General features: G+C 60.7%; 15 protein-coding genes. 8 read left to right on the top strand and 7 right to left on the bottom strand.

What is annotated here, in order from left to right:
• Positions 1–119: 119 nt before the first annotated feature.
• Entirely contained in the window at positions 120–485 is a 366-nt protein-coding gene (locus tag AC1RO0_RS30405) for a lysozyme inhibitor LprI family protein (protein WP_498596247.1), read from the bottom strand.
• A gap of 175 nt (positions 486–660) precedes the next feature.
• Here AC1RO0_RS30405 and AC1RO0_RS30400 point away from each other — a divergent pair, with 175 nt between their 5' ends.
• Together AC1RO0_RS30400 and AC1RO0_RS30395 are read left to right on the top strand one after the other, a co-directional pair.
• Positions 661–2064 carry a DegQ family serine endoprotease gene (locus tag AC1RO0_RS30400; RefSeq protein ID WP_498596246.1) on the top strand — a complete coding sequence of 468 codons (1404 nt, stop codon included), beginning with the start codon at positions 661–663 and terminating at the stop codon, positions 2062–2064.
• Complete coding sequence (locus tag AC1RO0_RS30395) at positions 2061–3377, top strand: replication-associated recombination protein A (RefSeq protein WP_498596245.1); 1317 nt, start codon at positions 2061–2063, stop codon at positions 3375–3377. The genes AC1RO0_RS30400 and AC1RO0_RS30395 overlap by 4 nt, the downstream gene beginning before the upstream one ends.
• 8 nt (positions 3378–3385) lie before the next feature.
• On the opposite strand, the gene AC1RO0_RS30390 is transcribed toward AC1RO0_RS30395, so the two are convergent.
• The 5 genes from AC1RO0_RS30390 to AC1RO0_RS30370 form a co-directional block, all read right to left on the bottom strand.
• A complete protein-coding gene (locus tag AC1RO0_RS30390; RefSeq protein ID WP_498596244.1) occupies positions 3386–3718 on the bottom strand; it encodes a DUF1883 domain-containing protein in 333 nt (110 codons plus the stop codon).
• Positions 3719–3827: 109 nt separating this feature from the next.
• Positions 3828–4097: a hypothetical protein gene (locus tag AC1RO0_RS30385; protein WP_498596243.1), complete on the bottom strand. Its 270-nt coding sequence runs from the start codon at positions 4095–4097 to the stop codon at positions 3828–3830.
• Positions 4098–4128: 31 nt separating this feature from the next.
• A complete protein-coding gene (locus AC1RO0_RS30380; RefSeq protein WP_498596242.1) occupies positions 4129–4326 on the bottom strand; it encodes a hypothetical protein in 198 nt (65 codons plus the stop codon).
• A gap of 142 nt (positions 4327–4468) precedes the next feature.
• A complete protein-coding gene (dapA, locus tag AC1RO0_RS30375) occupies positions 4469–5410 on the bottom strand; it encodes a 4-hydroxy-tetrahydrodipicolinate synthase (RefSeq protein WP_498596241.1) in 942 nt (313 codons plus the stop codon).
• A 14-nt stretch (positions 5411–5424) separates the two neighbouring features.
• Entirely contained in the window at positions 5425–5652 is a 228-nt protein-coding gene (locus AC1RO0_RS30370; RefSeq protein WP_498596240.1) for a hypothetical protein, read from the bottom strand.
• Positions 5653–5918: 266 nt separating this feature from the next.
• Between AC1RO0_RS30370 and AC1RO0_RS30365 the strand changes: the two genes are divergently transcribed.
• Together AC1RO0_RS30365 and AC1RO0_RS30360 are read left to right on the top strand one after the other, a co-directional pair.
• The gene (locus tag AC1RO0_RS30365) at positions 5919–6104 is read left to right on the top strand and encodes a hypothetical protein (RefSeq protein ID WP_498596239.1); all 186 of its coding nucleotides are present in this window, start codon (positions 5919–5921) and stop codon (positions 6102–6104) included.
• A 32-nt stretch (positions 6105–6136) separates the two neighbouring features.
• On the top strand, positions 6137–7135 hold the full coding sequence (locus tag AC1RO0_RS30360) for a LuxR family transcriptional regulator (RefSeq protein ID WP_498596238.1): 999 nt from the start codon (positions 6137–6139) through the stop codon (positions 7133–7135).
• A gap of 88 nt (positions 7136–7223) precedes the next feature.
• On the opposite strand, the gene AC1RO0_RS30355 is transcribed toward AC1RO0_RS30360, so the two are convergent.
• Positions 7224–8240 carry a ketopantoate reductase family protein gene (locus tag AC1RO0_RS30355; RefSeq protein WP_498596237.1) on the bottom strand — a complete coding sequence of 339 codons (1017 nt, stop codon included), beginning with the start codon at positions 8238–8240 and terminating at the stop codon, positions 7224–7226.
• A gap of 265 nt (positions 8241–8505) precedes the next feature.
• Here AC1RO0_RS30355 and AC1RO0_RS30350 point away from each other — a divergent pair, with 265 nt between their 5' ends.
• Genes AC1RO0_RS30350 through AC1RO0_RS30335 form a run of 4 tightly spaced genes read left to right on the top strand, consistent with a single transcriptional unit; the run spans position 8506 to position 12737 of the window.
• Entirely contained in the window at positions 8506–9954 is a 1449-nt protein-coding gene (locus tag AC1RO0_RS30350) for a hypothetical protein (protein ID WP_498596236.1), read from the top strand.
• Positions 9932–10750, top strand: coding sequence for a hypothetical protein (locus AC1RO0_RS30345; RefSeq protein WP_498596235.1), 819 nt, complete (start codon positions 9932–9934; stop codon positions 10748–10750). The genes AC1RO0_RS30350 and AC1RO0_RS30345 overlap by 23 nt, the downstream gene beginning before the upstream one ends.
• Positions 10750–11730 (top strand): hypothetical protein, encoded by a 981-nt coding sequence (locus AC1RO0_RS30340; RefSeq protein WP_498596234.1) that lies wholly within the window; start codon positions 10750–10752, stop codon positions 11728–11730. Before AC1RO0_RS30345 ends, AC1RO0_RS30340 begins: the two co-directional genes overlap by 1 nt.
• Positions 11724–12737 (top strand): OmpA family protein, encoded by a 1014-nt coding sequence (locus AC1RO0_RS30335; protein WP_498596233.1) that lies wholly within the window; start codon positions 11724–11726, stop codon positions 12735–12737. Before AC1RO0_RS30340 ends, AC1RO0_RS30335 begins: the two co-directional genes overlap by 7 nt.
• The last annotated feature ends 11 nt before the right edge of the window (positions 12738–12748 follow it).

Raw genomic sequence — 12748 nt, 5'->3', positions numbered from 1 at the left:
CCAAATCAGAAGACCTTTAGAGAATCCTTTTTCCTCAACAATTCAATCCAATAGAAACCATATGCGATTCCCCTGCCGGAGGCGGGGAGAGGGGACTATGGCGCAAGTTCGGTCACCGCTCAGATCGGCCGATTGATCCTCTTATACGTCTCATCCAGCTCCTTCATCCGCTCCTGATAAGACGACGTCAAACACCCGACATCCGCGCCACATGCCTGCCGCTTCTTCAGCCAGGCGGACTGTTCATCCTGCAGCGTACCACGCGAACCCATGGCGAGCAGGCCGGAGAGCAGGTCGAAGGTCGTCACCATCTTCACGTCGGCATCGTTGAGCGCCCTGACATCGCAGATCGTCTTTTCGTCCGGCTGAAGATTCTGCGCGTCGCAATTGAAGCTCGCGGCCCGGGATGTGCCGGTTGAGGCAAGTGTGCCGAGGAGGGTGAGGGAGGTGATGAGGAAGGCTGCCGTCAGGCTGTTTGATCGCATAAGGTCACTCCATTTGCCTATTTCGGAAGTGAAATGCGCAATCACACAGTTTTGTTCATTCCACCTGTTTTTTATGAGCGCGCACGACCATCTATGCTTCATGCTTCCGCCCTCTTTTCTTTCTAGCGTCGGGCGCTACAACGTTGTTTCAAGAGCATTTAAAAAGGAAAATTCCATGCAGGTCCTGCTGAAGCGCACTGCCGTTTCGATGATTGCCCTCATCATGGCGATGCCGCTTTCCGCCGCGGCGCAGACTGCGAAGTCGGTGCCGGAAAGCCAGATGCAAATGCAGCTGTCGTTCGCGCCGCTGGTCAAGCAGACGGCCGGTGCGGTGGTCAATGTCTATGCCGAGCGGGTGGTGCAGCGGCAATCGCCCTTTGCCGGCGATCCCTTCTTCGAGCAGTTCTTCGGCCAGCGCATGCCGAATCGTACGGAGAAGCAATCCTCGCTGGGCTCCGGCGTCATCGTCGAGGCAAACGGTACTGTCATCACCAACAACCACGTTGTCGATGGCGCCGATGATATCAAGATTGCGCTGTCGGATGGCCGCGAGTTCCCCTGCAAAGTCATCCTGAAGGATGAGCGCGTCGATCTCGCGGTACTGAAGATCCAGTCGAAGAACGAGACCTTCCCGATTCTGCCGCTCGGCAATTCCGATGGCGTTGAAGTCGGCGATCTCGTACTGGCGATCGGCAATCCCTTCGGCGTCGGCCAGACGGTGACGAGCGGTATCGTCTCGGCGCTTGCCCGCAACCAGGTGAAGAACGAAGTCGGCTTCTTCATCCAGACCGACGCTTCGATCAATCCCGGCAATTCCGGCGGCGCGCTTGCGAATATGAGCGGCGAACTCATCGGCCTCAACACGGCAATCTTCTCGCAGGGCGGCGGCTCCAACGGTATCGGCTTCGCCATCCCGGCCAATCTGGTCAAGGTTTTCCTTGCTGCCGCGGATCGTGGCGACAAGACCTTTGACCGGCCCTATATCGGCGCCTCCTTTGAGCCGGTGACGTCGGACGTTGCCGAAGCGCTCGGCCTCGACAAGGTGCGCGGTGCGCTGGTGACCAAGGTGATTGATGGTGGGCCGGCGGCAAAGGCGGGCCTGAAGCCGGGCGAAGTCGTCACTGCCCTCAACAATATCCCGGTCGAGCATCCGGACGCATTGGGCTACCGTCTGACGACGGCCGGCCTCGGCGCCACCGTGACCTTGACGGTCCTGGATGGCGGCAAGGAACATGAGGCCAGCATGACGCTCGCAGCCGCGCCGGAAACCACGCCACGCGAGGAAAAGCTCATTCAGGGCAACAATCCCTTCGCCGGCATAACGGTTGCCAATCTCTCGCCACGCGTTGCCGACGAATTGCATTTGCCGCCGGATACTGCCGGGGTCGTGGTCGAAAGCCTGAAGGCGAATTCGCCGGCCGATCGCGTTGGTTTCGCGCCGAAGGATATCATTATTTCCGTCAACGGCGTCGCCATTGCCACGACCGACGTGTTACAGCAGACCGTTAGCGGCAATCCAAGCTTCTGGCGCGTCGAGATCGAACGCGACGGCCAGCGCATACGGCAGTTCTTCCGATGAGTGATGACCTGTTTGCACCGAAGATACCGGAAGGGGTCGCTAGCAAGCGGCCTCTTGCCGATCGTCTGCGGCCGCAAACTCTGGCTGATGTCACCGGTCAGTCACACCTGACCGGGGAGGATGGCGCGCTGCGGCGGATGATCGAGTCCGGTTCGCTTGGCTCGATGATCTTCTGGGGGCCGCCCGGCACCGGCAAGACGACGGTGGCGCGGCTGCTGTCGGGCGAGGCGGGCCTGGCCTTCGAGCAGATCTCGGCAATCTTCTCCGGCGTCGCGGATCTCAAGAAGGTGTTCGAAACCGCCCGTCTGCGCCGCATGGATGGCCGCCAGACGCTGTTGTTCGTCGACGAGATCCATCGCTTCAACCGCGCTCAGCAAGATAGCTTCCTGCCCGTCATGGAGGACGGAACCGTTATTCTGGTGGGGGCTACGACCGAGAACCCGTCCTTCGAACTCAACGCCGCTCTTTTGTCCCGCGCTCGCGTCCTGACGTTTCGCTCGCATGACGAGGAAAGCCTGGCGGAGCTGCTGAGCCGCGCCGAAAAGACGGAAGGCAAGCCGCTGCCGCTCACCGAGGATGCCCGGGCCAGCCTGATCCGCATGGCGGATGGCGACGGCCGCTCGGTGCTGACGCTGGCCGAGGAAGTCTGGCGTGCCGCCCGCAAGGATGAGCTTTTCGATCCAGACGCGCTGGTGAAGATCGTACAGCGCCGCGCGCCGGTCTACGACAAGGCGCAGGATGGCCACTACAATCTGATTTCGGCTCTGCATAAATCCGTGCGCGGCTCCGATCCCGATGCGGCGCTCTACTATCTCGCCCGCATGTTCGATGCCGGCGAAGACCCGCTTTATCTCGGGCGAAGGCTGGTGCGGATGGCGGTCGAGGATATCGGGCTTGCCGATCCGCAGGCGCTGGTGATCTGCAACGCCGCCAAGGACGCCTATGATTATCTGGGCTCGCCGGAGGGGGAATTGGCGCTGGCGCAGGCCTGTGTCTATCTTGCCACCGCCCCCAAATCGAACGCCCTCTACACCGCCTTCAAGGCTGCAACGCAGGCGGCCAAGGAAAACGGCTCGCTGTTGCCGCCCAAGCAGATCCTCAATGCGCCGACGAAGCTGATGCGTACCGAGGGCTATGGCGACGGCTACCGCTACGATCACGACGAGCCGGATGCCTTTTCAGGCCAGAACTACTTTCCGGAAAAGATGGGCCGCCAGACCTTCTACGATCCGCCGGAGCGCGGCTTTGAGCGCGAAATCCGCAAGCGGCTGGACTGGTGGGCGAAGCTGCGCAAGGAGCGCGGCGAGCGGTAGGTTAGATATCACCGATTGGTGAGCGTCTGGGCTCCGGTCTTCTGCATACGCGGTGCCGGCGCCTTGTCGATCATCTTGACGCTCGATTCCGCCAGGCCGTTATGACCTTCCATGTCGACGACGAGATGCCAAAGGCCGGTCTCCGGTATCGTCAGGCGGATCGGCGATTTCTTGGCGACACCGCCAAGGAACTGATGCTTCAGGGTTTCCGTAAAGCGTTCGAAATTGGAGCTGTTCATCAGCCGGACATTGGCGATGGCCGATAGCGTGATCTCGATCACGGTTCCGGCGCGCTGCTCCTTGAGATCGTAGTGGCTATAACGGAAGGCAGGCTTCGACATTGCGCTTTTACTCTGATGGCACCCGGCCGCTATTTTACCCAAGCGTGGGTTAAGGAAGCGTTGGGCCGGGTGCGCGAGGCGGTCGAAGAGTTTCTCGAACTATCCCGCCTTAATGCAGGTTGGAGAACGGTATGACGAGGCCGTTGAGATCGAGAACCGAACCTTCCGGGGCGCGGCAGATATCGGCCGGGTTATGATTGCACTCTTCCGCCGCGAAATGCAGCGCCGCTGCTTCGTTGGCGAACAGGCCGCCAACGAGGCCCTGCCGATCCTGGACGATCCAGGTGCCGCGCCGGTCGCGGCCGACGGTGAAACGGGCGGGTGCCGGGGAAACGGCCATATGAGCCGTGCGGCGCTGGATATGCTGTGCGTTTGCCATGGTTTTCTCTCGTAAATTCCCTTCGATAGGCTCAGTTGACGGCCCAGTGCATCAGCACCTGGACGACGCCGGCGGCGAGAACGACGAGGGCAAGCCGCGGCGCGATGGCGAGAAGGCCGTCTTGCAATGCATGCGAACGGGCCAGGCGCATGGCCCTGGCAGGGGCCGCGGCCCGAGGACGTTGAAGCGGGTCGGCGACACCGCCGTATTCCATGTAGCGTGACATCATAGTTCCTTTCCAAGTGTCACCGGCGCTGTTGTCGATTTTGACCGACGCGAGGGCCACGCAACCAAATCTATGTGCTATGCGGTATGATTTCCATTTGGCAGGAAAGGCTAAAATATAAAAATCTCATAGGGATAGAGCGCTTTTATAATCCCAGGCGGAAGGCCAGTGGGGCAGGAGCACGGTGATCGCAATCCAGTCGAAGCGAAGCAATGGCCGTCTGGATTGCCGCATGAGTCTCTGCCTCGACGCAGGTCAACGGCAGACGCACATCGGGGCTCATATCTTTCATCAAGGCTAGCGCATGCTTGACCGTCGCCGGGTCGCTTTCGCGCGCGAGGGCTTTGAACAACAATTGCAGCCGGTCATCGATCGACCGCACCGCCGCCAGATGCTCACATCCAGCTGACATCTGCATGGAGTGGTAGAGACGTGGCACGATATTGGCGGCGCTGGAAAATGCTCCTCGTCCACCCGCAAGGGTAAAGGCAAGCGCCGTCGCATCGTGTGTCGAATAAAGCCCGATCCGCTCCGGCAGCAACGGCCGCCAGGCATTGACGCGCGTGACGTCGCCGCTGCCGTCGGCAATGCCGATGATGCTGGGAATCTCCGCCAGCCGCGCAACCGTCGTTGGCGTCAGGTCGACAGCGGTGTGGGACGGAAGGTTATGAATGATCAACGGCAGATCGGTGCTCTCCGCCAGCTGCTCGAAGTGATGGATGATGCCCTTCCGGGTCGGCTTGGAATAATAGGGAAGGGTGACGAAGGCGGCGTCGGCGCCAAGCTTTTCAGCCTGCCGTGTCTCCTCGATGGTCGTTGCCGTATCATTGGTGCCCGTGGCGACGATGACGGGAACTCGTCCCTCCGTCAGTTCGACGCAGATTTCGATGACCCGCGCCCGCTCGGCTTCTTCAAGCACCGGACCTTCGCCGGTCAGCGAACAGGCGAGCAGCCCGTCGATGCCGCTGAGCAATTGCCATTCTACGTGTGCCATCAGACCGACGCTGTCGAGCACCCCGTCGCGAAACGGCGTTACGAGCGCGGTGATCGCGCCGCCAATGCGCCTTTGCAAGGCTGTTTTCGTCATGATCCTGAGGCCGCTTAGAGATAGTGCAGCACGATGAAGAGCTCGAGGGCGCCTAGCAGCAGCCCGAAGGCGAACATCGCATGAAAGGTGCGCTTCTCGCGGACCTGCCGGTTACGAAGCCGGCGTTTCGGCTGGACCCTGCCGACAGGGGTGGAAGCGGCAACGCGATGGTGCCTCTTGTCGCTATCATGGACAAGGAAGCGGATGGACTCGGTCAGGTTGGGCGAATGTGTATCAAGCATGGCGTCTACCTCTGCATTCGACCGTGAGGGTAACGCCGGGCGGCATAGGAAATCCATTCGCGGCGAGAGGCGAAGAAATAAGTGGGATATAAAGACGTGGATGCTGGGTTTGTAACTCCCTCTTCCCGCGCAAACGGGATGAGGGTCGAGGTGATCAAGGGCCAAGCCTGTTGCAAACCTGTCCGCTGTCGTCCGCTCGCATGACAACTCAGGGTGCGTTTCCATGCCAACATGCGTGGATGAAAGCATCAGGGCCGGAGGAAGTCGTGGACATTTACAGTCTTGCCATCACACACACTCACACCGGGGCTCGACCGGTGCGGATGAGCGCCTGGACAGAGGACCGCTACTACTCGAACCAGATGGGCCTGCGGCGCTTGAGCCCGGGGCTGCTTGGGTCGATCGCGATAACGGTTGGTGTGGTCCTGATCCTTGGCATGACACTGATCTGAGGTAGCCTAGTGCCGTGAGATATCAGCGTGTTATGCTGCGACCCGACGTCACCGGAGATCGTGGAATGGACGAAAGCGAGGCTGGCAAGGCCGCGATCATTGCAGTTGTCCGCAGCGAGACCGAGGCCTGGTTGCAGCGGGACTTCGAGGCAGTGGCAAGCCACTGGGTGCAGTCGCCGCAAACCCGGCGGATGGACTCCTTCGTCTCACTGGGCATCCGGGTCGACGAAGGCTGGGACGCGATCGCCGCGCGACTTAAGACGATCGTGGAGCGATTTCCGGAGAAACACCTCTTTTCAGAGCGCGTTCGGTGGGAGAAGGTCAACGTCATCGTTGCCGGGAATATGGCCTGGGTCACCTACGACGAGATCGGCACCAACGCCAACGACGATCTGAAGCGCATGCTAAAAATCCTGCACCGGGTCGATGGTATCTGGAAGATCGGTTGCATGGTGATGATGGAGAGCGCTGTCGAACAGGCGAACTCCCCGTTGATTGAGGTCGATGCTGATAGGCGTATCTTGTGGAGCAACCGACTCGCGCAAGAGCGGATACGCCACCATCAGGGACTCGCCGTCGCCGCCGGATGCCTCCGCGCCCGGCGGCGCGAACACGATCCCGCGCTTCGTGACGCCGTCCGCCTGGCCTTTCGCGAATTGCAGGGCCAGACACGGCTACGTTTATCGCCAAAGCAAGCCTGGGCGGTGGCACTTGGCGAGGACGCGGCGGGGATACCGATGCACTGCTGGGTCCTGCTCGAAGATGGCAAGGCACTGGTGTCGTTCGACGATGCGGAGACGGTCGCCCGCCGGATAGATGGGGCACGGGAGATCTATGGTTTGTCACCCGCGCAGGTCAAGCTTGCCCACCTCATCGTCGATGGCCACGATCTCGCGGAGGCAGCCGGCCTCCTGGCAGTTAGCGTCAATACGCTACGCACTCAGCTGCAGCGCATTTTCGACAAAACCGGTGTGCGTAGCCAGGCTGCATTGGTGCGTTCGCTGCTCAGCGTCACCGCGCCCAACAAGTAGCACTGCACCTTGCAGACTGCGACACCCTCCGTGAGCGGACCTCACAGAACCCTCCAGATTCCCACCTCAGCATGAGGGCGGGTGACGGCTACTCCGACGCCCGCAAGTTCTCCTGATCCAATTGCGTCACCAGCGCCAGGATCGTCGCCGAGGTTGGCGTTGGTATGCCCGTCAACTTGCCGAGCGAGACGACCGCGCCCACCAGCGGTGTGATTTCCAGCGCCTTGCCCGCGAGAAGATCCTGTAGCATGGAGGTTCGCACCGGGCCGATGTGGCGGGAGCGTTCGAGGCGCTCCTCGATGGAGATCGCCAGGTGTGAACCCACGGCTTCCGCGACTGACTTCACCTCGTTCATCACTTGGCCGACCATGGCCGACAAAGCAGGGTTGGCCATGATCTCCGACATCCGCGCCCGTGTCAGCGCGCTGATGGGATTGAAGGCGGCATTGCCCATCAGCTTGCTCCAGATCTCGTCGCGAATGCGCGGCGAGATCGAGATGTTGACACCCACCTGTTTCAACAGGGCCGCGATGGCTTCGATGTCGCCTGAGGTCTCGCCCGAGGGTTCGCCGAGGATGAAATGGCCGTTGTTGCTGAGTTCGATTTCGCCGGGATTGATGACCTCCGCGCCCTGATAGGCGACGCATCCGATGACGCGTTCAGGACCGATCGATCGCCAGAGATTGCCGTTCGGGTCGAGTTCCTCCATCTGGCGCTCTGCGTGGCCGCTTTGCTGGTCCCGATGAAAATACCACCACGGTATGCCGTTCAGGATCATCATGACGCGCGTGCCGGCATGCAGCAGCTTGGCGATGCCGGGCACTGCGGCGCTGAGCTGGTGGCCCTTAAGCCCGGTGATCACCAGGTCCTGCGGCGGCAGTTCTGTCGCATCGTCGGTCGCCGTCACCTGTGCCACAAGCGGCTTGTCCGCCCCGGCCTCCCAGAGACGGATACCCTGCGTGCGAATGCCATCCAGATGCGCGCCGCGTGCGATAACGGAAATGCATGCCTGTTCCCCAAGCCCTGACGCCAGTTTTGCCGCAATCGCGCCGCCAAGCGCGCCGGCGCCGTAGATACAAATATTCTTGAGGGGGGAGGATGTCATGGCCTTGATCTCCGGCTCTGTCACGATTGGAGCAAATTAGGCGATCTTGATGATTTGGCGAGCGGTTTATTGAGGCTCGTGACAAAAATCCGTGGCCTTTGCCGTCGACCGCGGCGGCTTCCCGGCCGGCAAGATTCTTTCGGGCTATTCTTTACCACAATCCCGTTTTAACTTCACCGGCGCTGCTCTGGACCAGGGACAACCGGTGCGATATCGGTTTATCGCTAGTCCTTTTAAAGTTGACGGTTTCGCCTGGGGAAAATCATTGCGTTTTGAAGCCTTAAACCGCCTCTGGGAGACAGCTCGGGAGACCAGCCATGATTTTCGGGCCTCGACCGATGTGTTTCCCGTTGTCGATATCGAGAAGCTAAGCACGACGCTCAGCCTGAAGGAGAAGGGTGCGACCGCCGGTAGGCTCAACCGGCCAGGGTCGAGCGCGCAATCCCTCGACGAGACCGAGCAGCATGTCGTCGCCTGGATCGAGGCGGAAAAGAAAAGCTCCCATCAGGTCCTCGAGGATCAATTTCAGACCTTCGACAGCCGCCTGCGCAACCTTGATTTCGAAGGGCAGTTCGGGCTGATCCGCCAGGCGAATGCGTCGAGCATTTCCGATTTCAAGGCGGAGGTGGCGAGTGGGGTCGACGAACTGCACGGCCTGCGCCGCAAGTTGAAGACTGCCGAGGATGAGTTGGTGGACTTCAAGTCGAGGCACAAGTTGCAGCGGGCCGCGAAGATTTCCAGCAAGGCCGCCTGGGGTTTCAAAGTGGCGCTGATCGTCTTTCTCATCCTGATCGAAATGGTGATGAACGGCAGCTTCCTTGCCAAGGGAAGCGAGCAGGGTGTCGTCGGCGGCGTGACGGAAGCGGCGGCCTTCGCCTTCCTGAATATCGGCGCGGCGCTGATGTTTTCCTTCTTCTGCGTTCGTTTCCTCGTGCATAGGTCGTTTCTTCTGAAGCTGCTCGGCTTGCTCGGTCTGGTCGCCTATGTCGCCGTGGCGCTGGCGATCAACATTGCGCTGGCGCATTACCGCGAGGTGTCGGCAACCATTCTTTCCGGCGCCGGCGTGGAGGTGATGCAGCGGCTGAAGACGGCGCCGCTCGGCCTGCAGGAGCTGAATTCCTGGATGCTGTTTGCCGTCGGCCTGATGTTTTCGCTCGTAGCCTTCATCGACGGCTGCTACCTGACCGATCCCTATCCGGGCTTTGCTGGCGTGCAGAAGCGGCTTGATGCGGCGAGAAGCAGCTATATCGACCGCAAGCTCGATCTGATCGACGATCTCCGGGATATCCGCGACGAACATAATAGCAAGATCGAGGCGATTATCCGCGATCTCAGCATGCGCCGGCAGGAGACCGCCGCGATCCTTGCCCACCGTGCACGGACGGCCGGCCTCTTCGCCGAACAACAGAACCATCTCGAGCGCACCGCCAACACGCTTTTGACCATCTATCGAGAGGCCAATCGAGGTGCGCGCACGGAGCCGGAACCGGTCTATTTCGCCTCCCGCTATCAGCTTGAGCGGCTGGTGCCGGTGCTGCACAGCAACGAGGAATGGGATGACAAATTGCTCGGCGAGCGCATCCAGAGCGCGCAGGCCGAACTAAGCGAGCAGATCAAGCGGATCGGCGACGAATTCGAGAGCGCCATCGAGAAGTATCACAAGCTCGACAATCTTTTCCCGGAGAGCACCATTGGCACGACGCAAGCGGCGTAGTCGGGGCGGCAGCTCGGCGGGTCTGATCATCGCGACGGTTTGCCTTGCCGTCCTGTCCCTTGGCATTGTCGGCGCGTTCGGCTGGCTGCGTTACAAGGCGAATGCCAATGTCGCGGTCGATCAGGCATCGCTTTGCCCGGTGGACGGACCGAAATCGGAAACGGCAATCCTGCTCGACGTCACCGATCCCATTTCGGACACGACGGCGCTCGACCTGCGCAACCATTTCCAGAAGATCGTCGCCGATGTGCCTATCGGCGGCGCGATCGATATCTACGCGTTGACGGCGAAGGAAGGCGAGCTCATCCAGACCTTCCACGGCTGCAATCCCGGAAGCGGCGCCAATGTCGATGAATGGACCAGCAATCCGCGGCTGGCGCAAGCGCGTTGGGAGAAGGGGTTCCAGAAGCCGCTTGCCGATATTGCCGGCAAGCTGAGCGTCGGCGAGGCGGGCAAGCTGTCGCCGATCATGGCCGCCATCCAGAAGATCAATCTGGAGGTCTTCGCGAGCGCTGCCCCCGGCGTGCCGAAACATCTCTACATCGCGTCCGACATGCTGGAGCACACAGACGCCTTCTCGAACTATCGCGACGGCGCCTCCTACCAGAAGTTCCAGGCGAGCCCCGCGCGCGACAAGTACCGGACATCACTGGATGGTGTCATGATCAGGATCCTCGCCTTTCAAAGGCCGAATACGAAGTTCACCATGGAGGAGCTTGCAAACTTCTGGGCGCAGTGGATCAAGAACAACAATGGCTATTTCGACGGCTTCGTCCGATTGGAGGGGATACGCTGATGGCCGACAGTGAGGCAAGGTTCGCCATGCGCGACTATGGGCCGATGGTCCTCTTCGCCTCCACCACCATCGGCGGCATGATCTTCATCTGGACCTCAAAGCTTTTGGACTGGCCGCTGCCGGTCGTCACCGGCGTTCCGCTGCTGCTGATGGCGATCTATTTCGTGACCTCGCTGGCCTTCGCCGGGTTCCGCCTTCAGAACGAACAGACTGGCGACAATCTCTACTACATGGGCTTCCTGTTCACCCTGTCGAGCCTCGGCGTCTCGCTCTATCTCTTCGCTGGCGAGACCTCGATCGAGACGATCGTCCGCAATTTCGGCATCGCTGTCACCTCGACCATCGCCGGCGTGACGCTGCGCATTCTCTTCAACCAGATGCGGCGCGATCCGATCGACATCGAGCGCAGTACTCGCCATGAGTTGGCCGAGATGACGCGGCGTGTGCGTACGGAGCTTGACGCTTCCTCGCGTGAATTTTCCCACTATCGTCGCGTCAGCCAGCAAATGTTGTCGGAGGGGTTCGAGGAGATTGCGCACCAGGCCGAGCGCAATGGCGAGGAAATCCAGAAGATACTCGAGGTCCTGGCGAAACAGGCGGTCAAGCCGATCAACGATGCGGCGGCGCAACTGACTGAAACCACCTCGCAGCTTTCCGAGATCATCGGCAAATTCGGCTCAGCCGTTGAAACCGTCGGCAAGAAGCTCGAGGATATCCGCGCGCCGGAAGATTTGGTCCGGGCCGAGCTCGCGCCGGCCATCGCCGCCATCAAGGAGATGGCCGAGGCACAATTGCAGCCGCTGCGGAATATCGAGCGGACGCTGAGCCGGATAGCCGATCTGCCGGGACGGCCGCTATCGCCTGAACTCAAACTGGTTGATGCGCAACCGGAAAAATCGTCGGCAGTCGAGACTGCGCCCACCCATGAAGATGTGCTCTCCGAGGCTGCGGAGCGCAAACGCCGGTGGCATCTATGGTGATACGTGCCACGGACGCCAAGCCGAAGCTGGAACACAAGGGTTACAATCGTGGCCTCATCCTCGGCTTGACCATGGCTGAATCCATGCTGCTCCTGGTTTTTTGCCTGTTGCTGGTCGCGGCGGCGATGATTTCCAAAGAGAGGAGCCATCGCTATGAGGCCGAGCGCAAACTGAAGGAGGCCGAGCAGCAGCTTGTTCTTCTGGAGCAGAAGCGGTCCGAGCAGAGCCTGCTCATCGTGCAGCTGCAAAGGCAGCTCAAGTCCGGCGACCTCTCGCCGGCGGATCAAGCGAAGCTGGAAAAGGACTGGCGCGAGCTGGTATTGGCGCGCGAGACGCTGGACAGCATAGGCACGGAGGGAACAAAACCCGAGGATCTGCGAGAGCTTGCCAAGATCGCCACAGTGTTGAAACAGCATGGTGTTGAGCTCGCCAAGGCGCCCGACGAAGTGGACAAGCTTCTGGCGGCAGGGCTTGGCGGGACAGGCCCCCACGAATGGCCGCCGATCATCAATCTGGAGGATGTCAGGACGAATTATTTTCAGTCGGGCAGCACCGATTTGACCAGGACCTTCGTGCAGTTGCTCAATACCACTGTCGCCGATGAGATCGCCGGCAACCTCAACGACTACGATGCCAATATCGTCGAGGTGATTGGCCACACGGATGAACAGCCGGTAGCGCGAAGGGTCTCCAACCTCGACGATACGTTGATCGGTGCCATGGATGGCAGGCTGCCGATATCGGCCGTCGAGCCGGCCGACAATGCTGGGCTAGGTCTCGCCCGTGCCATCGCCGTCGCCAATGTTCTGAAAGCCAATCCCAAGCTGAAGAACGCGACAATCCTGCCAATGTCGGCGGCCCAGCTGATCCTGCCGGGCGATACGATCTCGGCAGGGCAGGCGGGTGCCGTGGAAACCCGCCGCCGCATCGAAATCCGCGTCCGCGGCAGGACGACGCCTGTCGCCGTGATCGGCGGAACAACGCCTCTCCCCGTCAGCGTGCACTGAGGGGGACTTAC

The organism is Rhizobium sp. GW821-FHT14E12, assembly GCF_058803745.1.
This window is presented reverse-complemented; position numbering and strand designations above follow the sequence as displayed.

Excerpts from the sequence above, each read along its gene's own strand:
- AC1RO0_RS30385 (WP_498596243.1), bottom strand. The coding sequence starts at position 4,097 with ATGGCAAACGCACAGCATATCCAGCGCCGCACGGCTCATATGGCCGTT.
- AC1RO0_RS30395 (WP_498596245.1), top strand. The coding sequence starts at position 2,061 with ATGAGTGATGACCTGTTTGCACCGAAGATACCGGAAGGGGTCGCTAGC.
- AC1RO0_RS30355 (WP_498596237.1), bottom strand. The coding sequence starts at position 8,240 with ATGACATCCTCCCCCCTCAAGAATATTTGTATCTACGGCGCCGGCGCG.
- AC1RO0_RS30335 (WP_498596233.1), top strand. The coding sequence starts at position 11,724 with ATGGTGATACGTGCCACGGACGCCAAGCCGAAGCTGGAACACAAGGGT.
- AC1RO0_RS30340 (WP_498596234.1), top strand. The coding sequence starts at position 10,750 with ATGGCCGACAGTGAGGCAAGGTTCGCCATGCGCGACTATGGGCCGATG.
- AC1RO0_RS30400 (WP_498596246.1), top strand. The coding sequence starts at position 661 with ATGCAGGTCCTGCTGAAGCGCACTGCCGTTTCGATGATTGCCCTCATC.
- AC1RO0_RS30360 (WP_498596238.1), top strand. The coding sequence starts at position 6,137 with ATGCTGCGACCCGACGTCACCGGAGATCGTGGAATGGACGAAAGCGAG.
- AC1RO0_RS30390 (WP_498596244.1), bottom strand. The coding sequence starts at position 3,718 with ATGTCGAAGCCTGCCTTCCGTTATAGCCACTACGATCTCAAGGAGCAG.
- AC1RO0_RS30370 (WP_498596240.1), bottom strand. The coding sequence starts at position 5,652 with ATGCTTGATACACATTCGCCCAACCTGACCGAGTCCATCCGCTTCCTT.
- AC1RO0_RS30405 (WP_498596247.1), bottom strand. The coding sequence starts at position 485 with ATGCGATCAAACAGCCTGACGGCAGCCTTCCTCATCACCTCCCTCACC.
- dapA (WP_498596241.1), bottom strand. The coding sequence starts at position 5,410 with ATGACGAAAACAGCCTTGCAAAGGCGCATTGGCGGCGCGATCACCGCG.
- AC1RO0_RS30380 (WP_498596242.1), bottom strand. The coding sequence starts at position 4,326 with ATGATGTCACGCTACATGGAATACGGCGGTGTCGCCGACCCGCTTCAA.